The sequence below is a fragment of the Cyclobacterium jeungdonense genome (assembly GCF_010994275.1).
GTDB classification, from domain to species: Bacteria; Bacteroidota; Bacteroidia; order Cytophagales; family Cyclobacteriaceae; genus Cyclobacterium; species Cyclobacterium jeungdonense.
This window is the reverse complement of record NZ_WMCD01000002.1, coordinates 386,896-410,435: the sequence shown is the minus strand read 5'-3', so window position 1 is coordinate 410,435 and position 23,540 is coordinate 386,896. Positions and strand designations below refer to the sequence as shown.

Genomic DNA, 23,540 nt, shown 5'->3' with positions numbered 1-23,540 from the left:
TGCCCGGTTTTCTATGTTAGAAAGAATTTCCAGGCTCCCCTTTTTCCATTTATTACAAAATAAATCTATCAGGAACTTTGTTTTCCTTTTCCTGATCCAATCCTCCAATATCCTCATTTCCCTCTTGGCGATGCCGGTCCTTATTCGTGCCATTGGGGTCGCGGAATTTGGACTGGTAAACCTTTCCTTTTCAGTAATTTTATTATTCAATGTGCTGGTAAGTTATGGTTACAATCTGAGTGGCCCCAGGAGCATTGCCTTAGCTGAGGATAATCCGGAAGCATTAAGCCAAACCTTTTCGGAAATAATTTGGAGCAAAAGTCTGTTAGCTGCAATCGCCCTGCTTTTCATTCTCACCCTGGGAATGGGCTTTGGCTTTTTTAAGGATTACCTGTTTATTTTAAGTTGGTCTACCATTTTATTATTTAGCGAGGCCACCACTACCATTTGGTTTTTTCAGGGAAAAGAAAGCCTGCACTGGGCCTCCCTGGCTAATGTTTTTGGTAAGCTATTGTATCTAGGACTTATACTGGTGTTGGTTAATGATCCGTCTGGAAGTTACCTGGCCAACTTTCTTCTGGGGGCAACCGCCATTCTCACTAATCTCGTTCTATTGGGATACATTCATTTTGGTCTGAAAATCCGCCTGCGCTGGCCGGATATCCGAAGCATCTGGCCATCCTGGAAAAAGAACCTGCTCTTATTTTTTTCCGGAATGACTTCCCACCTGGCTGTTAATGGAGGAGTGATCATTTTGAGTTTTTTCGCTTCAGCTCAGGTATTGGGGCTTTATGGGATGGCAGAGCGGGTGGCCATGGTGTTGCGAATTGCCCCTACCCTGATTACCCAGGCCGCTTATCCCAGAGCCAGTATTTTATTTTATCAGGATTCTGAAAAATGCTACCGGTTTCTACGGAAGGTCCAATGGGCCTCCCTGGCAGTGGGACTTGCGATTGGTGGAGTAGTGCACCTGTTCGCGTCCGACATCATTCAACTGGTATCCGGCAAAAACCTGGAAGAAGCGGTTGCTATTTTAAAAATCCTGGCTTTTTTGCCGTTGCTGGCTGGGCTTAATATTGTCAATATGTTGATTATCCTGGTAACGGACGAAAAGAAAACGCTTTTTCATTCGACCTGGGGATTTTGTGTATACATGCTGGGAGCATCCCTTTTGCTAACTCATTATTATGGAGGGACAGGATTGGCAGTGGCATTGCTGTCTACAGAACTGGCGGCTTACCTGTTTACATCGGCCTTATTATGGAAATCAAAGGCTCCTATTTTAACTGAATACTACCGTGGATTCTTCTCTCGCCATTCTTATTCTTAACTGGAATGGATGGGCCTATACCCGCGCCTGCCTGAATTCGCTGGAACGATCTGGTTTTCCTGCAGAAGATGTTATTGTGGTGGACAATGGATCAAATGACGGTTCTGAGCAGAAACTCAAACAGCAGTTTCCTCGGGTGCAACTTATTTTACACCCGGTCAATGCGGGTTTTACAGGAGGAAATAACCTGGGAATCAAGGCAGCTTTGAGTCAGGGATATGCGTATATCATGTTGCTAAATAACGACACCGAAGTGAGTACGGATTTTTGGAAACCGCTACTAGAAGAAATGCAAGGCAACCCGGAAACCGCAGCAGTGCAACCGCTAATTTATTTTTTAGATCCAAAAACCAAAATATGGAATGCGGGAGGGAAGTATCGGTCCTGGCTTGGTATCTCTCAGACAATTCGGCACACCAGTGGTAAGGACGCCTACCTGACAGATTGGATTACCGGCTGTGCTATTTTAGTCAGGGCATCGGTATTGGAAAAAATTGGGCTCCTGGATGAGCGCTATTTTGCTTACTTTGAGGACGTAGACTGGTCTTTACGGATGAAAAAAGCGGGATATGCCTTGAAAGTGGTTCCTGAATCGCATATCTACCATGAAGCAGGAGCAGCATCTAAGAGTAAAAAGGAGAGTGCAGAGGGATTTCTGAATCCTCGGGTTCACTTCCTGAATGTCCGGAATCAACTCTTTCAACTAAGAAAATATAGCAGGTTCCCCGGAAATTGGTTGGCATGGCCTTTTCATTTGTTTAAGTTCGGATTTTTCCTTTTTTATTTCACCCTAAAAGGCAGAAAGTCAAAACGAAAAGCAGTCATCGACGGAATGCTTGCCGGATTTAAAACGCCGATAATGATAGGAAAATGATTGGTATACTTTTGTTTTTTCTGGTAGTGGTGTACGTGCTGGCTTTGCTGGTAGTCAGCGTAAAGAAGATCGTTTTTCAGGGAAAGTGGGAGTTTGTCATTGTTTTTATGATTCTTTACCTCCCTTTTTACATATCCATTTTGAGCATTGTATACCAGGCTACAGGGTCTGAACTCGCTGTAGCCTTTTTTCAGTTCATCAAAGAATTACTGTTGCTGCTTGCTCTGGCGGCGTTTTTTTTGTTCCAAAAAGATATATGGACGTATCCATTTCGGTTAAATGTAGTGGACTATATACTCCTGTCTTTTTTTGGATTGGCTACCCTGTATTTGTTTTTGCCAATGGGCGAGGCCACGTTCGTCAATAAATTGCTGTATTTAAAAAACACCTTATTGATCGGGGCCTTTTACTTTCTCGGCAGGAATACCCGATTGGCAGGGGATCAATTAGACCGGATATTCGGCTGGGTAATGGTGATCGCCATAGCTGCTTTTTGCTTAAATATATTAGAAAAAGGGATGGGAGTCCATTTTCAGCAGCTGACTGGGTATGCGTTGTTTAATTTTGCCATTAACGGCATTGAGCCTTCCGGCAATTACGGGCTTTCCTGGACCTTTGAAACACAGACTACGGGAATGCGACTCGCTTCTTTTTTCTCTGATCCCCTTGAAATGGCCAGCTCCAGCTTATTGGCTTTCGCAACGGGATTAATCTGGTTCTTGACCCGGAAAAGAGATGAAAGCTGGTTTTACCTGCTCGTTATGCTAGCAGCGGTAGGAAGTTTGTTTTTTTCCGCATCCAGGGCAGCTTTTGGAGCATTTTTTGTGATGCTTTTTTTTATTGCCTTTGTTTTCCGATTATATCGATTGTTGCAGATTGGAGCGATGATGCTTCTGGGATTTGCGCTTTACGTGCTTTATTTTGCCTCGGAAGAGTTTTATTATTTTGTCTACGACACCCTGACTTTCCAGAATGCTTCCAGCCTGGGCCATTTGGTAGAGTGGTTTCTAGCCCTGGATGCAATGGTGGCCAATCCGGAGGGATTGGGGTTGGCCATGAGTGGTAATACCGGCAGTGTGGAAGATGAGGTTCGGGTAGGCGGGGAGAATCAATTTCTCATTTACGGAGTGCAATTAGGGGTGCTGGGCATGCTATTATACATCGCCGCCTTGGGGTTTGGTATTCACAAATCCTTACAGGTTTTTCGGCATACCTCCGACACCTCAGATGCTAGAGTAGCCTTTATAGCTGCCAGTACCAAATTCGGTTTACTGCTACCTTTGTTTACGGCAAATGCCGAACTATATGCCTATGTATCTTTGGTTTCCTGGTGGGCCATGGGTTATTCTCTTTCGGTGTATAATCAGTTGTTACCATCCATAAATAAGTCCGTTATTACTACGCAATCATGAAGGAAAAGCCAATGGTGGTACTGGTGGATGTATTTTTTCTTCACCTGGCGCAGACCGGGATCAAAACATACATTGATAGTCTGATTAGCCAAATTGAAAATTATCCGGGAAAAAGTTACCAATTCATTGTCTACCCCTCAGCCAAAAAAATCAGAAGCAGGAATTATTTTAAGGGGAAGACGGCACGATGGAAAAATTGGTTGTTTCAGTTTCGGTATTTTTTCCACAAACTTATCGTGCTACCCTGGTTGAGCTACCGCTATCAAGCGGATTTGGTCTTTTGTCCGGATATACTTGCCCCGCTTTGGTCCCGTGGAAAACGGGTAGCGGTGATTCACGATGCATTTTTTTGGGAAAGCCCGGAGCATTACCATCCTTTATGGCGAAAAATTTACCTGTTCTTCGTGAAGGCTAGCCTTCAGCGGGGAACGCGGGTGCTCACCGTGAGCTTTTATGCCAAAAGCAGGATCGAACGATTTCTAAAAACACCTCACCCCATAAGGGCCATACCCACTGGGTTGAATGTGAGGATTCCGAAGAAACCGGTTTCGGGAAATTCCCCGCTGGATTCCCCCTACTTTTTGCATGTAGGAGTGATGGAAAAAAGAAAAAATCTGGAGTTCCTGGTGCAGGCGTTTGCTTTGTTTAGAGAACAGAGCGATGAAGATTACAATCTGGTGCTGGTAGGGCAGCGCGGTCCCAGGCTTACATTGGATGCCTACGATGAAGTGGTGGACGAGATTCGGCGATTGGGATTACAGAAACAGGTAGTTTTGCCCGGATACCTAAGCAATGAGGAGCTGGAAAGGTATTATCATTTTGCTACGGCATACGTATTTCCTTCAAAAAATGAAGGCTTTGGCCTTCCGGTATTGGAGGCCTTTTCATACGGTTTACCGGTAGTTATCGGACCGCAGGGAGCCCTTATGGAAGTTGGAGGATCTGCTGTGATATGTAGTGATTCCTTCAATCCGGTTGATTTAGCCAAGACGATGATAACAGTGGCAAGCGACCCGAATCTGCGGGCCAATTTGATTGCTCGGGGGCGTAAGCGGTTGCTGGCATTTACAGGAGAGAAGTTTTTTCTATCTTTGCAGGCATATTTTAAAGAAATCGTGGATGGCAACTAGATTGGGTAGCGTCATTTCTAATATCACCAAAATGGACTTTTCGGACCGTTTTGGTCCGGGATGGGATCGGGCTTCGGTTTTTTGGGTGCTCGTAAGAATGGTTTGCTGCTGGTGCCGAGGGTATTGGCTAAGGTGGCAAATGAAAAGTTTTCGAGGAATGGTTTTAATTGGAAAAGGGGTAACCGTTCGTCAGGCCGGGTATTTGAGTGCAGGTCGGAATTTTGTAGCTCAGGATCATTGCGAAATCAATTGCCTTTCCACAAAAGGGATTGTATTTGGTGATAAGGTCACAGTGGGAAGTTATGCGATTATTCGCCCTACCAATCTTTATGGGGGAGAGCCCGGTTTGGGACTCAAAGTTGGAGACAATTCGAGTATTGGCCCTTATGCCTATATCGGCTGTTCCGGATACATAGAAATCGGAAACAATGTAATGATGTCGCCGAGGGTAAGTATTTATTCTGAAAATCATGTTTTTGAGGATGTGTCCAAACCCATGATTACGCAAGGGGTCCGCCGATCTTTTGTCAAAATAGAAGATGATTGCTGGATTGCTTCGAATGCCGTGATTTTAGCAGGAGTTACCATTGGAAAAGGATCCGTGGTGGCAGCAGGTAGTATCGTGACTAAAGATGTTCCTTCTTACAGCGTGGTTGGTGGTAATCCAGCCAAAATAATCAAAACCCGAAAAGAACCTCTGACCAATAAAAGAAAATTATAAACAGGTGAAATCCGAATCTATCAGAAATTGGAAAGAATGGGGAAAAAAAGACCCCTACTACGGGGTCTTGTCGGAGGAAAAATTTCGCATGCATCACCTTTCCGACCAGTCTCTGGGTGAGTTTTTTGAAACTGGAGAATTTTTCGTTTCAGAAAGCCGAAAGAGGGTACTGCAATGCTTTGGTGAGGATATTTCGGAGGGAAATGTGTTGGATTTCGGCTGTGGTGTTGGTAGGCTGTCCATCCCTTTTGCAAAAATGACTGAAAAGGAAGTCTGGGGTATAGATATTTCAGAGGATATAATTGCAAGAGCCAATGACCATAAGCAGGCACTAGGGCTGGATCACCTGAAATTCACCACTTACAATGGGAAAGAATTGAAAGATCTTCCTTCCTTTGATTTCGTCAATTCGTACATCGTATTTCAGCACATAGAACCTAAGCTGGGGATGAAATTAATGCGCCAGTTGCTTGAGCATACCCGGGATGGGGGTATATTTCAGGTACAGGTAACGTTTGGCCACCGTTTGCCATGGAGCGCGTATGCAAATTTTTTTTTAAGGACCAAGTTTCAGCCTTACAACTTTCTGTACTCGTCTTTAAAGCACCGTAAATTCTGCCAGGAGCCGGTCATGCAGATGAATCACTATTCACCCGAAAAGTTGTTCAGGCTGTTTTCGGATTATTCAAAACAGGTACATGTGGAGTTAACTGACCATGGAGGTCACCTGGGGGCATTTTACCTGGTTCAAAAAACCACTTCGCTCTAAAGCTGCGTATATGGCATTGGAAAAAACAAAGGTGTTGATGTTGCATGGTTCGTCGGATTTGTATGGAGCAAGTAAAATCTTTTTGTTGACGGCTAGCCTCTTGCAGAAGGAGGGGGCGACTATAGTGGTAGTATTGTCTGAGGAAGGGATTCTGGCAGAGGAGTTGCGCAAGCAGGGGATTCGGGTGGAATTGATCAAATTGGGAATTGTCCGCAGAAAATATTTTAACGTGCCAGGTTTATTAAACCGGTTGAAAGTAATGGCGGCTGCTTACAGGAGACTCGCCTCCCTGGCCGAAGAAGTCGGTATCACGCACCTGTATTCCAATACCGCTGCTGTATGGGTTGGCGCGGCCCTTGCCAAACGGAAGGGCTATGTTCATATTTGGCATTTGCATGAAATCATTCTTCGACCCGTTTGGTTTTCGAAATTGATGGGTAAAATGGTACAGCATGCCTCGGACAAGGTCATCGTGGTATCGGGAGCTGTGAAATTACACTGGGAAAGGTATATTGAAAGGAATAAACTCCATTTGGTGTATAATGGGATAGATTATAATCCTTATCTTTGGAACAGGACAGATTTGAGGGAAGAATTGGGTATTCCCGGTGATGCCTGTGTAATCGGAATGGTGGGCAGGGTAAACAGTTGGAAAGGGCAAACATACTTTTTAGAAATTTCAGAAGAATTAAATAAAAAGTTTTTAAATTTACATTTTGTTTTGGTCGGAGATGCATTTCCGGGTGAAGAACGCTTATTTGAAGGGTTAGAACAAAAGATATTGGAAAAGGAGTTTAAACATAGCATACATAATCTGGGTTTTAAAAAGAACATTTCGCCGGCACTAGCCACCATGGATATTTTTATACTTCCTTCTATTTTACCGGATCCTTTTCCTACGGTGATTTTAGAAGCAATGGCTTCTGCGAAGCCGGTGGTGGCTACAGCGCAGGGAGGTGCTATGGAAATGATTTCCAATGGGAAGACTGGATTTCATATTCCCTGGGACAATGCTCCTGAAGCAGCAGAAATAATAGGTGATCTTGTTAAAGACAAAAGCCAAAGAGAAGTTATCGGTTTAAATGCAAGGAATAGTGTTTTAGAGAATTTTTCATTACCGGCTTACGGTAGGAATATGGTAGAAATTTTTTCTTGATAAGTAAATAGGAACAGTATGTCAAAAAACAGCAAGCCGTTGCACGTGGCGATCGTAGGAACAAGGGGTTATCCTTATGTATACGGGGGATACGAAACTTTTGTAAAAGAAATGGGCGAGCGATTGGTTCAAAGGGGTATCGAGGTGACCGTTTATTGTCATGCCCCATTGTTTGAACAAAAGCCAAAAAAAGTGAATGGGATCAATTTGGTATACATTCCCTGTGTGGAGACCAAATCCCTGAGCCAATTGACTAATTCACTTCTTTCTATGATTCACGTTTGTTTTTCAAAGGTTGATGTGGTTTTTGTAGTCAATAGTGCCAATGGCCCTTTTGGAATTCTTACAAAAATTTTCGGAAAGCCTTCCGCGATTAATGTGGATGGATTGGAATGGTTACGTCCGAAATGGAAAGGGTTGGGAGCCAGGTATTACCTTTTTGCCTCCAGGTTGGCTACCAAACTTTACGATCAATTGATTACAGACTCTGATGAAATGGAAAAAATCTATTTGGAACAGTTCAATGCGCCATCTAAAATGATTGCCTATGGCGCCAATCCAAACCTGTCTTCCGATAGCACATTAATAGAGGAGTGGGACTTGCAAAAAGAATCGTATTTTTTGATTGTGGGTCGGCTGATTCCTGATAATAATGCAGACCTAATTGTGGATGGGTTTGTTAACTCCGACTCCAAACGTAAACTGGTGATTGTAGGAGACGTTCCTTACCACGACCGTTTTGCCCAAAAAATGAAAAGTATCCCAGACAAACGCCTTGTATTTACGGGTTACGTGAGGGATCAGGAGCAGTTAGCTGCTTTGTACCATAATTGTTACGCCTATTTTCACGGTCATGAATATGGAGGCACCAATCCTGCTATGCTTAAAGCACTGGGCTTTGGCTGTGCTATTTTGGCAATGGATACCCGATTTAACCAGGAAATGCTGCAAAAGGGTAAGTTTGGATGGTATTTTGATAAAAACTCAGGCTCTGTGGTGGAAATCATTAATAAGGCCGAGAGCTCCCCTGATAAAATGGATTTTTTAAGAAAGCACTCCAGAGAGGGGCTGACACAAAAATACAATTGGGATGCCGTTACCGATGAATATGAATCCCTATTTAAGACTCTCTGTAAACGGAAAATTAAAGAAAATCTGGTTGAGATCAACTATTGAAAAAGAGCCCGGTTATTCCGGGCTTTATTTTTTTTCCAGGGTATGAAAAACAAAAGACTTGTTCAATCCCAGTATTTTTTCATAATAGATATCGGATTCGGGAAAAAGATTTTTCATTTCACTTAATGATAGTAGTCTTATTTCATTTAGGTACCCTTTTGCAAAATCAGGATCCCACTTTTGCATTCTGCTGAATTTGGTTCGTGTCAGGATAAAAAAGGCAAGGGAGGAAGGAAAGAACTGGAAAAATGGAAGCGCATAATGGGGTTCAAGAAAGAAAAACTTATTGGGGGTTTGGACAAAATAATTTTTCCCGACTCTTCGGATTTCGTGGGCCATTTTTACCTGATTGGTATAGGTAAACAAGTGCTCGATAACCGAGTTGGAAAAAACCAGGTCAAAAGACTGGTCTTCAAACTGTGACAAATCGGTGGCTGTACCCGCCATACTTTGCACATGAGGGAGTTGGGTGGTTTCTTTCTCCAAGTTTAGCAAGGTGATACTGATCCGGTCAGGCTGGATAAACGCATGGTTGGCCCAGAAACTTTCGGTTCCACCCACATCCAAAATCTTAATTTTTTCCTGGTCGCCAAAAGTTTCCGTGAAGCACTGTTCAAAAAATTTAAAACGTCGTTGCCTGAATCTACCTCCAATGGAACGTGGCTCGTCAGAAGGAGCAAAAAGTGTTTTTATTTTTTGTTTCATTTTTCGTGTTTTCAGCCACCTAACCTTAGGTGGCTACCGGGTTTGGGAGGGTAATTCCGATGGCATTTTCCCAGGTAACTATGGCTGAATGGTAATAAATTTCTAATTTTACGACAAAGTTGTACACTTTGAGGTGAATATCAAAAAATTGACTCGACATAATTCAATAAATGCAGGTTTAACTGCGAAGGGAGACTGGATGAAAAAGCAAAACCATAAAGGGTTTCTGAAACTAGCACCTTTGGTTAGGATATGAAATTGGCCCATGGCAAAACGTTTTTATAAGTATTTCCCGGTTTTATTTGTGGTGGTGGAGCTCCTGTTCCTCTGGTTGATGCTTTTCCTGGGAATGATTCTGAATGGGTATCTGGGGTACTTTAGCCAATCGCTCCTTTGGGAAATGGGACTTTTTTCAGCCGTATGGGTTGCAGTGGTGCTTTTCCGAAAAGATTATAAGCTGGGTCGTACGTCTGTTTATTGGGATACGGTCCAACAATTCTGGATCTCCTTTACATGGGTAGTGTTATTTTTCTTTTTGCTACGGGAGCAGCTTCAGCTTACTTCCGGTCGGGAAATTGGGTTTCAATTGTATCCGCTATGTCTGGCATTTTTGTCGTTTTTTCGTGTAGGGGTGCATGGAGCCCTCCGAAGGTACCGGAGTAGGGGAAAGAACTACCGAAAGGCCGTGATCTTAGGAAAGGACGAATGGAGCATTGGATTGGCGCATACCTTACAGACAGACAGTGCTTTAGGGATTAAATTCATGGGTTTCTATGACGAGCGGAAGGAAGGAAAAGATGTTCTTGGTGGATTTGATCAATTCTTTTTGCTTCGGGAGACCAATGCTTTGGATTTGGTATACCTTAGTCAGCATATTTCAGGGGATCTGGTGCGGAAGATTGTAGCCCATGCAGATGCATATCATATAAAGGTTAAAATTATTCCGGGATCCCATTTGCAGTGGAATAAGGAAATGACCTTTAGCAGGTACGGCTCTTTTGTGGTGGTTAATCTAAATGAAATCCCGTTAGACAAAGCAGTCAACCGGGTTTTAAAACGGGTTTTTGATGCTTGTTTTTCCGTGTTTGTTATCCTTTTCGTATTAAGTTGGTTGATTCCCCTTTTGGCACTGCTGATCAAATGGGAAAGTAAAGGGCCTGTCTTTTTTTTCCAAAAGCGTACCGGAGTAAACAACCTGGAGTTTTGTTGTATAAAATTCAGAACGATGGTAGCTAACCCTTGGTCAGATACCTTGCAGGCCACCAAAAATGATCCGCGAGTGACCCGTGTAGGCGCATTTTTACGCCGGTTTTCCCTGGACGAATTGCCCCAGTTTTTCAATGTTCTAAAGGGGGACATGTCTGTGGTAGGACCCAGGCCGCATGCAGTGCCCATGAATATGGTATTTAAAAAGCAAATCGACTCTTATGACAACCGGCACCGGATCAAACCTGGAATAACCGGTTTGGCACAGGTGCTGGGCTATAGGGGTGAAATTTCCAATCACTGGCAAATTCGTTCCCGCGTGCGATTGGATCATTTTTACATCCGCAACTGGTCCTTTTTTCTGGATCTAACTATTGTATACAAAACCATGGGAAAAATGATCACCGGTAAAAACGAAGTCTATTGATGGAGGGCTATTCCTGTCTTGTCTGCTTCAATGATACACGGGGCCCCGTGTACCAGATAAAAGAGATGATGTTTGGCTCAGGAGAACAATTTGCCTATACCCAATGCCCTCAGTGCGGCACTATTCAGCAGCTGGACCCTCCTCCGAACATGAGTACCTATTACCCTAAAGGCTACTACTCATTTGCTGGCTTGTCCTTATCCAATGTGCAAGTGCGTTGGATGAAAAGACTTCGATTCTTTTGGTTTCGAAAATTTGGGCTTACCCTATTTCAGCCAGTGTATGGAAACTGGATACGTATATTGGATATTGGGAAGGATCAGGCGATTGCCGATATAGGGTGTGGTAATGGGCAATTGCTATACGAAATGTATTCCTCAGGTTTTCGGAATTTATCCGGCTTTGATCCGTTTATGGATGCATCCCGCTCCATCGCCAGGGGGCTAAAATTGTATAAAAAGGACCTGGATCAAATTCATGGCTCCTACCATGCGGTGATGCTGCATCATGCATTTGAGCACATGCCCAATCCAGATGCTTCTTTTGCCCAACTGGCTAGACTCCTGAAGCCGGGAGGCAAACTCCTGATCAGGGTGCCAGTTTCGGATGGAGAGGCTTGGACCATGTATCGCGAAAACTGGGTCCAGCTGGATGCCCCCAGGCATTATTTTATTCCCAGTGTAGCGGGTATGAGAATTTTGGCCAATAGACATGGATTGGAACTCTACCACACAGAATTTGATAGTACCTCCTTTCAATTTTGGGCTAGTCAGAAGTACCAAAAGGGGCGTTCCTTACACCAACCTGGTGAGGAAGTTAGCCCTTCGGCAGATATCCTCAGGGAATTCGAAAAAAAAGCAGCATCGCTGAACAGCATTCGAAAAGGAGATCAGGCGGCATTTTATTTTCGCAAGCCCTGATAATTGAGGGTAAGGGTTAAATCGAAATTATAATTTAAATAGAGCTTCAAAGAAACTCATGTTTTCACCCTGCTCTTTCATCACCAGCATGGGGATTTCATGATTGGTATTAACCAATTTTTCTGCCACACTTCCCAGTAGTACAGCAGCGGATTTGGTCCTCCCTCTGCTCCCAATGATCAACAGATCCGTTTCTGAAGTTTGGGCATATTTCATGATATTATCGGCTTCGTCTTTTTTATCTTTTAGGATAAATTCACAGGGTAATTCGGGTAATTTATTCTCTGAAAGAAATTTCGAAAAATCTTTTCTAGCATTTTCCAGCATGATGTCCGAAAATTCCTCGAACGATTTTCCGGTTTTGGTATAGCCTCGGGGAACCTCATATAGGTGGCAGCAATGTATTTTCCCTCCTGTTTTAGCTACAATCTCTCTGGCCAGTAAAATACTAACTTTTGAATGTCTGGAAAAATCTATAGGCAGTAATAGCTTTTGGAAGGTTTCCTGAGTACGACTTTCCGGTAGCAACAGGACGGGATGCGGGTATTTCTGGGAAAGGTTATTAACGAGAGAGTCAGAAGCGGATTTACTTTTTTTTCTTCCCATCACCAGAAGATCAATGTCTTTGATTTTACTCCACCGCAGCATGGTCTCCTGGGGATTTCCTTCCTTTACAATAATTTCATAGGGAATGTCAAGGGAGGGCTTTACATTTTCTATTTCATGCTCAATTTGGGATTCAATGGTTTCGTCTACAGGTGCGATTAAGTCAGGATATGCCTCAGATATCTCTTCAGGCAAAATCAGGTTTTTGGACACGTGGACAAAATACACCTTCTCAATCCCTAAAATTGGAGCAAAGGCCTTGATTTGGTTGATCAGAATTTCATCGATAGGGGACAGGTCCAACCCGACCATTGCTTTTTTGAAGTAATTCATTGGTATTTCCCTTTTTTTGGTAGCTTGAATTATTATAAAACTTGGATTTAAAGCATGAATTTAACCTTTTGAGTACTTTAATTAAAGGTTTTTTTATTGAATTTCCGTATATCAGGAAATTGACGGTAAAAATGGAAGCCAAGAAAAGGGTAAACAGAAAAAAAATGGCAAAATCGTTAAAGAAATATTTTATAGGGATCGTTCCTGATGAGCCTTTGCGCCGGGAAATTACTGAGTTGAAGCTAGCCATTCAGGAACGGTTTGGATACAAATTTGCCCTCAAATCCCCTCCGCATATAACATTGAAAATGCCGTTTTTATTTAACGAAAATAAAGAGGAGCAGCTGGAAAATAAATTGAGAAGGTTCTTTGGAGAAGAAAAAGGGTTTTCTTTGGAAATAGAAGGTGTTGGTAGTTTTAGGGAAAAAGTAGTTTTTTTGCGGGTGAAATACCCTCCTGAATTACCGGCATTGCAGCAGCGATTGGTTACCTATGGTAAAAGGCACCTGGGGCATCAAATTGAGTTAAGTGATTTGAATTATCATCCGCACCTGACCGTCGCCTTTCGGGATATAAAAAAGGGGCAATTTGGGGATTTAATGGCTTTTCTTCGACCGCGATTTGGAAAACAGCAGATGGCGGTTAGGCAGGTGTCTTTACTAAAAAAAGCATCCAATTCCTGGCAGATTCAAAATAATTTTGATCTAATGGAATGAAATTTTTTAAGACAGCGCAATCTAATGATTTCAATATCAGTAGGGTTGGGTTTTGTTACCTGATTTTTAAAAAAGCGTTAATTTTTTTTAATTTTGTAAAATGAAGAATAACATAGAATTAATTCTGTTTTTCTTTTTTAGAATTCAGATTTCCGGACCAATGTGTGGGTAAAATGCTTACTGTAGCAGTTTACAGCAGAATAAAATATTAATAATAAGAAAAATAAGGAATAAAATTACTATCCTATAATGTGATACTCTAGTCGAAAAGCCTTTTTTATTAAAAAAAATAAATAAATAATACACTATTTAAATTTAAATACGATAAAAAAACCATTTATTAAAAATAATTCTATTTACGGAAAGTCCTGATTTTTTAATAAATCTTATTTTAAGGTAAAATACAAAATTTTTCGGTTTTGCTATTGCACTATCTGCTATTGAATATTTTGGTATTATAAATAAATTAATGGAATTTTGCATTATAACTATTGTTAAAAAACCTTAATCTATTTACTAAAATGAAACGAGTTTTACTTAGCCTCGCATTTATGCTGTTGGCGGTAATCTCCTTACAGGCTCAAAGCAGGACCGTGACCGGAATGGTCACTTCTGAGGATGAGCCGGAGGGGATACCTGGCGTAAATGTAAGTATCAAAGGAACTATGGCGGGAACCATTACCGATATTGATGGTTCCTACTCCTTGACAGTTCCGGAAGGATCCAATGTACTAGTGTTTAGTTTCGTGGGTTTTATGACCCAGGAGAAAACGGTTGGCAATCAAAGCCGTATTGATGTGGTTATGGAGCCTGATGTGAAAACATTGGGGGAAGTAGTGGTGGTAGGGTACGGTACCCAATCTGCCAAATTATCCGTTCAGAGTATTTCCACCCTGGACAATTCTCAAATTGAACGAATGCCTATATTTACGGCTCAGGAGGCCTTACAAGGTCAGGCGGCAGGAGTTCAGCTTACCGGTACATCTGGAGTTGGGGGTGCCCAGCAAAATATTCGTATTCGCGGTGTTGCCTCTCTGACAGCCGGTGGCTCCCCGCTGTTTGTAGTAGACGGGGTTCCGCTAAACGATGGTAGCAGCGATGATTACTCTAACAGCTCAGGAGCTGTAGCCTTAAATCCGTTGATGGAAATCAATCCGAACGAAATTGAATCCATTTCGGTGCTGAAAGATGCTTCTGCTGTTGCGATCTATGGATCTCGTGGAGCAAATGGGGTAATTCTGATTGAAACAAAAAAAGGGAAAAGTGGACAGTCCAGAATCAATGTTGATTACTATCAAGGCATCCAAAATCCTACTACTCTAAGACCTTATATGTCCCTGCAGCAGTACAACCAGTATCGTTCATTAAGAACCGATACGCCTGCAGCTGATTTTCCTCAGCAGGGATTCGATTGGCCGGATGCAGTGATTCAGCAAGGGTCCATTTCGAACTTAAATTTAAGTGCATCCGGTGGAAGTGAAAGTACTACCTACTTTATTTCAGGAACGTATTTCAGTCAAGATACCTATGCACTTGGCAACGAGTTAGAGCGATTTAATGGTCGTCTGAACATGACCCACAAATTTTCTGAAAAAGCCCGGTTCGGTGCTAATATAGGCTTGGCCAAAACGTACAATGACAGGATTTACTCCGACAATAGTACGTATGCACCCATGACTTCGGCTTTTCTGCATTTGCCTTATAACAGACCCTATGACGACAACGGAAATTACACCCGTTTAGGATTTGTTCCCAATTTACTTGCGATAGAGGATTTGGCAATCACCGATTATATCACCAGAAGAACCACGGCCAATACCTTTTTTGAAGTGGACATTCTTCCCGACCTGACGTTTAAAACAGACTGGGGTATCGATCAGATCCAAACAGAGGAGACTTTCAGGTTTCCGGATATCATAGAGCCTACTGGTAGCGGATATAAGCGAATTATTCAGGACTACAAGTGGTTGTCCACCAATACTCTGAATTACGAGAAATATTTTGGCGACCATTTTGTAGGAGGTTTGCTGGGTTATTCTTACGAGCAGGCTGACTTTGCCAGCATTACAGTAGAAGGATCAGGGTTTGTAAGTGACAGACTTCCCAATGTAGCCTCTGCCGCTACACCTACGATTACCAGTGCTACGGGTACTAACTGGAGGCTGGCCTCTTATTTCGCCCGTGTAAATTACCGCTTTGATGACAAGTACCTGTTTGAAGGTAGTGCCAGAAGAGACGGGTCTTCCCGATTTGGAGCGGACAACAGGTATGGTAATTTCTGGGCGCTCTCCGGAGGATGGGTGATCTCAGAGGAAGGGTTTTTGCAGGATAATAGCCTCCTGGATTACCTGAAATTAAACGTTAGCTACGGTACTGCAGGTAACGACCGGATCAGTAATTTTGAATCACTTGGTCTCTATCAGGCTGGCACCTTAGGCGACTACGCAGGTAGTCCGGGTATATATCCCAGCCAGCCAGCCAACCCGCTTCTGGGATGGGAGGAATCGGCCCAGTTTGACTTTACTGTTAATGCCAGTCTTTTGAATAATCAGCTGGAGGTTGAAGCTTCTATTTGGAATAAAGACACCAAAGGACTTCTTTTAGATGTTCCCATACCCTACACCACAGGATATGCCAGCCTTACTCAAAATGCTGGTTCCATGAGGAACAGGGGAGTAGATTTGATGATCCAATCCACCAATATCCAAACGCCCAATTTCGAATGGAGAACCATTTTAAATGCTGGATTCCTAAAAAATGAGGTTTTGGAATTACCCGGGGCTTCTGAAGATAATGAGGGCAGGCGTTTTGTTGAGGGGTCTGCCAGTCAGCGAGCCATTGAAGGACATCCAGTAAATACTTTTTATCTGGTAAGGTATCATGGAATCAACCCGGAAACGGGGGAGGCAGAATGGTTGACCAAAGAGGGTGAAACCACCACTACCTATAGCGCAAACGATCGGGTAATTGTTGGTTCTGCCATCCCTAGGCTTTCAGGAGGATTAACGAATAGCTTTACCTACAAGGGTTTGGTGCTGTCAGCTTTGATTACTTTTGTGGAGGGAAACTACATCATGTATGATGATTTAAGATTCCTGAACAATCCGAACAACCTGGACTCGTTCAACCTGGATCCCCAGTTGCTGGACTACTGGACAGAAGACAACAGAAACAGTTTTGCCCCTAAATTAAATGGGGATACCCAGTCTACTTTTGCGCAACGTTCTACGCAGCAATTAAGAAAGGGAGACCATATCCGTTTGCGGAACTTGTCCCTTACATACACGATTCCTTCTTCTGTACTGGATAACACAAAAATTATCCGAAGCGCCCGAGTTTATGGTATGTTGCAAAACTTCCTGACCTTCTCCAGCCTTGAGGATGGCCTGGAACCTGAAGTGAATGACGGTGGAGGAAATAACCAGCGACAGGGAGAGTCCTTTTTTACTCCTGCCCAGGCGAAATCCGTAACGCTGGGGGTGTCTTTAGGATTTTAAAATAACATAGACATGAAAAATTTAAGAATTATAATTTGTTTGGGCTTGCTGGCAGGAAGTTTTTCTTCCTGTGAAGATTTGGAAATCGATCCGCAGCAATCCCTATCGACCGAGTTGGCCTTTGCTGATAAGCAGGCCGTGGAGGGCTCCCTTTTGGGCGTCTACTCTCTTTCACAAGAGTTTGAAGTATTTGGGTCATTACCCCAAGTAATTGCTGATTTTCAGTCTGATAACGTGGACTTTATTGGTTCGTTTCCAACCTTACAGGATGTTCGCCTGTATGCCACTCAATCAGATAATGCCACAATCAGAGATCTTTGGAGAAGGCACTACCAAGCGATTCTGGCAGCAAACGCAGTTATTCAGTTTACCCCTGAATCTCCCGATGAATCCCTGACCCAGGAGGAAAGAGCTCAATTTGTTGCGGAAGCTAAATTCATGCGGGCATTATTGATGTTTCAAATGGTGAACCTGTTTGCGCAGCCCATACAAGTTGGGGGTGAGACTGCTCCAGGTATTCCCATCGTAACCGAACCGTTTACCGGTGAAATCGTCGGGTACCCCAGAAGTACTGTAGGTGAAGTTCATGCGTTCATTTTGGATGACCTGACCTCTGCCGTGGACGATTTACCTGTCTCCTACGAAGCGGCGAACTTTACCCGGGGAAGGGCCACGCAGGGGGCGGCTAATGCCTTGCTTTCCAGAGTGTATCTCTACCGGGGAGAATGGCAGCTTGCTGCTGATCGAGCAGAAGACGTTCTAGAAAACGAATCGCTTTACGAGCTGGCTTCCAATTATAATTTCTGGGGTGAAAATAATTCAGAATACGTTTTCTCCATTCAAAACTCTGAAATTGATAATGGTAGAACCGGTTCCGGAGGGTGGGCTTCTTATTATAATCCTGCTGAGGACGGTGCCAGAGGAGACGCTCCCTTTTCCGTATACTTGCTGGATGCTTACGGTGCCAGTGACCGAAGGTTAACAGAACTTTCTAAAGAAGGAGACAATGAACGTATCTATACGACGAAATTTCCTGATCCCGTAAATCATTCCGATAATTCTCCCATCATAAGAACCACCGAGGTCGTGCTAAACAGAGCAGAGGCCCTGGCTCAATTAGATGGGGTAAACCAGGAATCACTGGATTTGGTAAATGATTTGAGAGTCAGAGCGGGGCTGGATGAAGTGGCTGCTGCCGATTTTTCAGGAAAAGAAGACTTTGTTGACTTCATTCTCGAGGAGCGGAGAAAGGAATTGGCTTTTGAAGGGCACCGAAGGATGGATTTGTTAAGGTACGGAAGGGCCTTACGTCCGCAGGGAGATGAACAATACGAAGCATCCCAGGCAGGTCAAAACAAAACCATTTTGCCCATTCCTCAAAGAGAGTTGGACATAAATCCTGAATTGGTTCAGAACGACGGGTACAATTAAACTTACTCAACCTATTATATAGAAAAAAGCCATTCTGAAGTTACAGAGTGGCTTTTTTCAGTTAGGAGTATGAGGATCCTTAAAGACCATTAGTCTTCCAGGATTAATACTCCCCCCGTCTTGCCCTTGCGGGTAAGCAGGCTTTTTGGTTTCCGGTTTTTATAGAAATTGATGATATTTTGTTGCTCCGGAAAATCATCGATCAAAATGCCGTTGTAAATAGTAATTTGTTTTGGAGATGGAACTTTTTCAGATTCCATGTAAAACCAGGCGGCCTCTCCTTCTACCTCGTGTCCCAGGTATTGGAGTCGGACCGTATCACCCTGAATCAGGATTTGGTTATGGGCAAGCAGGTAACGGGCTATCAAACTGTCCAATTTATCTGGTTGCTGGGGAGAAAGAAAATCTACAGAAGTCTCAGTTGCATTGGATAGTGCCACCTCCATATCATTCCAAAATATTTTTTGGGCGATTTCAATGGTCTGATGCTCTTCATTGTACACCATATCCGTCAGGCTAATGTAAAAAGGATGTACTAGCCACCAAAGGGAGAGAACGGCAGTGATTGGGTTAAATAGGGGCATTTATAGTTAGGAATTTTGTTTTATGTCTGAAATATGCATTAATATTACAACAAAATTTTCAAAGCAAAAGTATTAAATCACCTGTTGTATGAACCAATTTCAGTTGTATTTTAATCTTGGAATCCAACACATTTTAGACCTGAAAGGGTTTGATCATATTCTTTTTGTCATTGCGCTTGCGGTCATTTACATGATGCGGGACTGGGGTAAAATTGTTATTTTGGTTACTGCATTTACGATCGGACATTCACTGACCTTAGCCTTGGCCACCATTCAATTGGTTCGAATCAATACTGATTTGGTAGAATTCCTGATTCCGGTGACCATTGCGATAACAGCCGCGGCCAATATTCTTAAGCCCAGGCCCTCCGGAGGGAGAGGGGTACAGCTTAATTACCTGTTTGCCCTATTTTTTGGTTTGATCCATGGATTGGGTTTCTCCAATTATCTAAGATCCTTATTAGGAAGGGAACAATCCATATTTCAGCCTTTGCTTGCTTTTAACCTGGGCTTGGAAGTGGGGCAATTGGTAATTGTGATTGGATTTCTGGTAATTTCTTCTTTGATAGTGGGTATTTTCGGTGTGAATCGAAAAGAGTGGGTACTTGTCGTTTCATCCATCGTTCTTGGAATGGCTATCATGATGATGATAGATAGCCGCTATTGGTAAGAAAGGAATATTTTTAGTCAACATAAGGTATAGAAATAAGGTTATTTTGTTAAATTCCCTTTTAGTTTCAATTTAAGTGCTTAAATCAAGTCGCTTCTTGTAATAATTCACTCGGATTTTATGAAAAAGATACTCCTATTTTTATTCATTGGAATGGCATTCCAGTTGACTGCGTTAGCTCAGGTGGACGATCAGCGCCACGGTAACCGTTTTGAGCAATTGGGCAATATGCTTCGTTCACCCAATGTTTATCGCACCGCCTCCGGTGCGCCTGGTCATCAATATTGGCAGCAAAAAGCCGATTACGAAATTGAGGTGGAATTGAATGATGACAATCAATCCATACAGGGAAAAGAGAAGGTTACCTACTACAACGAATCTCCTGATCCGCTTGATTATTTATGGGTACAACTGGATCAAAATGAACGAGATAATGATTCCGACACTCCCAAAATGAACAGTAGCAGCATTCAACCCAAAATGGGCTTGGGACAACTTCAGCGGATCCTTTGGCACGACATGGATCTGGGGTTGAAAATCTACTCCGTAAAGGATTCCCGCGGGAATGACATCCCTTCCACAGTAAATCGGACCATGATGCGTCTGGACCTGGATAAGCCACTGTTGCCGGGTGATAGCTATGAGTTTCATATAGAATGGAGTTTCTCCATTCATGACCGAATGAGTTTTATTGGTGGGAGACCCGGGTATGAATATTTTGAAGAAGATGGAAATTATTTATACACCATGGCAGAGTGGTTTCCCCGCATGGCTGTTTATTCCGATTTCGAAGGATGGCAAAACAAGCAATTTGTAGGCAGAGGGGAATTCGCCCTGGTATTCGGAGATTACGAGGTGGCCATTACTGTACCCGCAGATCATATGGTAGGGGCAACGGGTGTTTTACAGAATCCGGGCGATGTTCTCAATGCTAAGGAAATGGAACGCTGGGAGCTGGCCAAAAGCACCTTTGATGCACCAGTAATTATCCGGACTCAGGCCGAAGCAGAAAAGCTGGAAGATGGAAAGTCCGGGGAAAAGAAAACCTGGATATACCATGCAGAGAACGTTAGGGATTTTGCCTGGACATCTTCCAGAAAATTTATTTGGGACGCCATGGCTGTATCCTTAGGTGGGAAAGATGTTATGGCTATGTCTTATTATGCCAAAGAAGCCAACCCATTATGGGAACAATATTCAACGCGGGTGGTAGCCCATACCCTGAAATCTTATTCCGCACGAACCTTTGACTATCCGTATCCAGTGGCTATTTCAGTGGAAGCAACCAACGGAATGGAATATCCCATGATTTGCTTCAATTACGGGCGACCCGATACCGATGGCACCTATTCGGAAGCCATAAAATATGGGATGATATCAGTAATTATTCACGAGGTGGGGCATAATTTTTTTCCCATGATCGTAAACTCCGATGAAAGGCAATGGACCTGGATGGATGAAGGATTGAATACCTTTATGCAATTTCTGGCGGAGCAGGAATGGGAGCGGGAATACCCCTCTCGACGAGGCCCTGCACACAAGATCGCTCCTTATATGAAGAGCGAGAAGCATCTGTTGGAACCTATCATGACCAATTCCGAAAATATCATCCAATTTGGACCTAATGCGTATGCAAAGCCTGCCACTGCCTTGAACATACTCAGGGAAACGGTCATGGGTAGGGAGCTTTTTGATTATTCTTTTAAAAAATATGCCCAACGTTGGAAGTTCAAGCATCCCACACCGGCTGACTTATTCCGAACGATGGAGGATGCATCTGCTGTCGACCTGGATTGGTTTTGGAGGGGTTGGTTTTATGGAACAGAACCTGTGGATATTGCTATTCAGGATGTTTCTTGGTATAAAATTGACAGTAAAAGGCCAGCAGAGGTAAAAGCCGACGAGAGGGAGGCCTACGAACGGGAAGAGAATTATATCTCCAGAATCAGAAACGCCAGCGACATTCCGGAGACGGTGGTGGAGAAAGACCCTGAAGCTGCGGATTTTTATAATAGCTACGATCGGTTTAGTGTAGGTCCCGATGATGAAAAAGCCTATCAGGAATTCCTCTCCAGTCTCAGTGCTGAGGAAAGGGCAATGCTGGAAAGCGGATTGAATTTTTATGAAATCAGCTTCGAAAATTTGGGAGGGCTCGTAATGCCCATTATTCTCGAATTTTATTATCGGGATGGCAGTTCCGAAATCGAACGAATTCCAGCCCAGATCTGGCGGATGGACGAGTATCAGGTGAGCAAAGTCTTTGCAAAGGAGAAGGAAGTCGTCCAAATTGTGCTTGACCCCTACCGGGAGACAGCGGATATCGATGAGGAAAATAATTATTGGCCCAGGCAATTTAAACCCTCCAAATTCGAACTATTTAAGCAGCGGGCTCCTGCCAGAGGAACCTCCACCGGGCCTAATCCCATGAAAAAGAAAAAGTAACCAAACGTTAAATTTCATTCATTATTTACGTTAAAAACCGTCGAGGTCCTGAAGACCTCAACGGTTTACCCCAACCTTTGAGGTTTCAAAAAATCCCGAAGGTCTTTTTTGTGATCAGATAAAAAAAGAGGCAGGTTTTTTCTGCCTCTTTTTTACTATATAGCTGTAGTCAAAAATCCTTATTCCTTTGTTGCGAAATCGGGATAGGCATGCATGCCATGCTCGTTGATATCGAGTCCTTCTGTTTCTTCTTGTTCGTCCACGCGGATACCTACGGTTTTTTTCAGCGTAAAGAATACGAGAAAACTAAAGAGTACACAAAAGGTTCCTATCGCACCAATCCCTATAAGTTGCGATAAAATTTGTCCTCCACCGGCAAGGTCACCAAATATGCCGACAGCCAGCGTGCCCCAAATACCACAAACCAGGTGAACAGAAATGGCACCTACTGGATCATCAATTTTAATTTTATCAAAGAAGACCACCCCGAATACAACCAAAATTCCGCCAATGAAGCCGATGATCACTGCCTCTGTAGGAGTCATCAAATCTGCACCGGCGGTAATACTTACTAGCCCGGCAAGGATGCCATTAAGTACCATGGTGATGTCATAGGCTTTGAATTTCAGGTAAGATGCGAGCAAGGCTCCAAAAGCACCAGCAGCAGCAGCCAGGGCAGTAGTTACAAAGACCAGAGAAACAGCTCCGGGATCCGCAGAAAGCACCGAGCCTCCATTAAATCCAAACCAGCCGAACCAAAGCAAAAATACACCAAAGGTGGCCAGGGGAATGTTGTGGCCCGGGATAGCATTCATTTTGCCGTCTTTGTACTTCCCAATTCTAGGTCCCAGCAAATAAGCACCGATCACTGCGCCCCATCCGCCCACCGAATGAACGATGGTAGAGCCAGCAAAATCGTAGAAAGGAGTAGATAGTGTGTCCAGAAATCCTCCACCCCATTTCCACATTCCTGCTATAGGGTAACAAATCCCTACGTAGAGTAGGGAAAAGAAAATAAAAGGCCCCAATTTTATTCGCTCCGCGACGGCTCCGGAAACGATGGTGGCGGCCGTAGCAGCAAACATGGCCTGAAAGATAAAATCGGTAAAAAAAGTGTACCCTTCAGAATAGGCAACGGTATCCCAGCCCTCTGGAAGACTGAGGCCAAAACCACTCAAACCAAAGACACCACCGGAGAATGCATCTCCCGGATACATCAGGTTAAATCCTACAAAAGCGTAGGTTATTAGCCCTAATGCAGGAATGATGGTGTTTTTAAAGAGAATGTTGACGGTATTTTTTGCACGGGTAAGGCCGGCTTCAAGGGCAGCAAATCCTAAGTGCATGATAAACACCAAAATGGTGGCAACCATGATCCAAAGGTTGTTTATAGTAAATAATTCCTGAGTCATTTTAGTTGATATTAAGTATAAGT

19 protein-coding genes are annotated in these 23,540 nt (G+C 43.3%); 15 read left to right on the top strand and 4 right to left on the bottom strand.

From position 1 onward, the window contains the following. Positions 1-13: 13 nt before the first annotated feature. The 8 genes from GKS34_RS06780 to GKS34_RS06745 are packed head-to-tail and all read left to right on the top strand — an operon-like array spanning position 14 to position 8,568. Positions 14-1,330 (top strand): oligosaccharide flippase family protein, encoded by a 1,317-nt coding sequence (locus GKS34_RS06780; RefSeq protein ID WP_163384052.1) that lies wholly within the window; start codon positions 14-16, stop codon positions 1,328-1,330. Further along, positions 1,299-2,204 (top strand): glycosyltransferase family 2 protein, encoded by a 906-nt coding sequence (locus GKS34_RS06775; protein WP_163384051.1) that lies wholly within the window; start codon positions 1,299-1,301, stop codon positions 2,202-2,204. The genes GKS34_RS06780 and GKS34_RS06775 overlap by 32 nt, the downstream gene beginning before the upstream one ends. Then, positions 2,201-3,616, top strand: a complete 1,416-nt coding sequence (locus GKS34_RS06770; protein ID WP_163384050.1) for an O-antigen ligase domain-containing protein — start codon at positions 2,201-2,203, stop codon at positions 3,614-3,616. The genes GKS34_RS06775 and GKS34_RS06770 overlap by 4 nt, the downstream gene beginning before the upstream one ends. Next, entirely contained in the window at positions 3,613-4,746 is a 1,134-nt protein-coding gene (locus GKS34_RS06765) for a glycosyltransferase family 4 protein (protein WP_163384049.1), read from the top strand. The genes GKS34_RS06770 and GKS34_RS06765 overlap by 4 nt, the downstream gene beginning before the upstream one ends. Beyond that, complete coding sequence (locus tag GKS34_RS06760) at positions 4,736-5,467, top strand: acyltransferase (protein WP_163384048.1); 732 nt, start codon at positions 4,736-4,738, stop codon at positions 5,465-5,467. The genes GKS34_RS06765 and GKS34_RS06760 overlap by 11 nt, the downstream gene beginning before the upstream one ends. A gap of 4 nt (positions 5,468-5,471) precedes the next feature. Further along, entirely contained in the window at positions 5,472-6,236 is a 765-nt protein-coding gene (locus GKS34_RS06755) for a class I SAM-dependent methyltransferase (protein WP_163384047.1), read from the top strand. 10 nt (positions 6,237-6,246) lie between these two features. Further along, on the top strand, positions 6,247-7,392 hold the full coding sequence (locus GKS34_RS06750; RefSeq protein WP_163384046.1) for a glycosyltransferase family 4 protein: 1,146 nt from the start codon (positions 6,247-6,249) through the stop codon (positions 7,390-7,392). A gap of 18 nt (positions 7,393-7,410) precedes the next feature. Next, a complete protein-coding gene (locus tag GKS34_RS06745) occupies positions 7,411-8,568 on the top strand; it encodes a DUF1972 domain-containing protein (RefSeq protein ID WP_163384045.1) in 1,158 nt (385 codons plus the stop codon). A 24-nt stretch (positions 8,569-8,592) separates the two neighbouring features. On the opposite strand, the gene GKS34_RS06740 is transcribed toward GKS34_RS06745, so the two are convergent. Next, positions 8,593-9,273, bottom strand: coding sequence for a class I SAM-dependent methyltransferase (locus tag GKS34_RS06740; RefSeq protein WP_163384044.1), 681 nt, complete (start codon positions 9,271-9,273; stop codon positions 8,593-8,595). A 265-nt stretch (positions 9,274-9,538) separates the two neighbouring features. Between GKS34_RS06740 and GKS34_RS06735 the strand changes: the two genes are divergently transcribed. Then, positions 9,539-10,906 (top strand): exopolysaccharide biosynthesis polyprenyl glycosylphosphotransferase, encoded by a 1,368-nt coding sequence (locus GKS34_RS06735; RefSeq protein ID WP_163384043.1) that lies wholly within the window; start codon positions 9,539-9,541, stop codon positions 10,904-10,906. Positions 10,907-10,953: 47 nt separating this feature from the next. Continuing rightward, complete coding sequence (locus GKS34_RS06730) at positions 10,954-11,826, top strand: class I SAM-dependent methyltransferase (protein ID WP_163384042.1); 873 nt, start codon at positions 10,954-10,956, stop codon at positions 11,824-11,826. A 27-nt stretch (positions 11,827-11,853) separates the two neighbouring features. On the opposite strand, the gene GKS34_RS06725 is transcribed toward GKS34_RS06730, so the two are convergent. Continuing rightward, entirely contained in the window at positions 11,854-12,765 is a 912-nt protein-coding gene (locus GKS34_RS06725) for a universal stress protein (RefSeq protein ID WP_163384041.1), read from the bottom strand. A 164-nt stretch (positions 12,766-12,929) separates the two neighbouring features. Between GKS34_RS06725 and GKS34_RS06720 the strand changes: the two genes are divergently transcribed. From GKS34_RS06720 to GKS34_RS06710, 3 genes are all read left to right on the top strand, one after another. Beyond that, positions 12,930-13,481 (top strand): 2'-5' RNA ligase family protein, encoded by a 552-nt coding sequence (locus tag GKS34_RS06720; protein ID WP_163384040.1) that lies wholly within the window; start codon positions 12,930-12,932, stop codon positions 13,479-13,481. Positions 13,482-14,002: 521 nt separating this feature from the next. Then, complete coding sequence (locus GKS34_RS06715; RefSeq protein WP_240459216.1) at positions 14,003-16,978, top strand: SusC/RagA family TonB-linked outer membrane protein; 2,976 nt, start codon at positions 14,003-14,005, stop codon at positions 16,976-16,978. Positions 16,979-16,990: 12 nt separating this feature from the next. Further along, entirely contained in the window at positions 16,991-18,409 is a 1,419-nt protein-coding gene (locus tag GKS34_RS06710) for a RagB/SusD family nutrient uptake outer membrane protein (protein WP_163384038.1), read from the top strand. Between the two features lie 89 nt (positions 18,410-18,498). On the opposite strand, the gene GKS34_RS06705 is transcribed toward GKS34_RS06710, so the two are convergent. After that, complete coding sequence (locus tag GKS34_RS06705; RefSeq protein WP_163384037.1) at positions 18,499-18,993, bottom strand: DUF6702 family protein; 495 nt, start codon at positions 18,991-18,993, stop codon at positions 18,499-18,501. Positions 18,994-19,081: 88 nt separating this feature from the next. Between GKS34_RS06705 and GKS34_RS06700 the strand changes: the two genes are divergently transcribed. Together GKS34_RS06700 and GKS34_RS06695 are read left to right on the top strand one after the other, a co-directional pair. Then, positions 19,082-19,663: a HupE/UreJ family protein gene (locus GKS34_RS06700; protein WP_163384036.1), complete on the top strand. Its 582-nt coding sequence runs from the start codon at positions 19,082-19,084 to the stop codon at positions 19,661-19,663. 120 nt (positions 19,664-19,783) lie between these two features. After that, positions 19,784-22,105, top strand: coding sequence for a M1 family metallopeptidase (locus tag GKS34_RS06695; protein WP_163384035.1), 2,322 nt, complete (start codon positions 19,784-19,786; stop codon positions 22,103-22,105). Positions 22,106-22,284: 179 nt separating this feature from the next. On the opposite strand, the gene GKS34_RS06690 is transcribed toward GKS34_RS06695, so the two are convergent. Next, entirely contained in the window at positions 22,285-23,517 is a 1,233-nt protein-coding gene (locus tag GKS34_RS06690; protein WP_163384034.1) for an ammonium transporter, read from the bottom strand. Positions 23,518-23,540 lie beyond the last annotated feature (23 nt).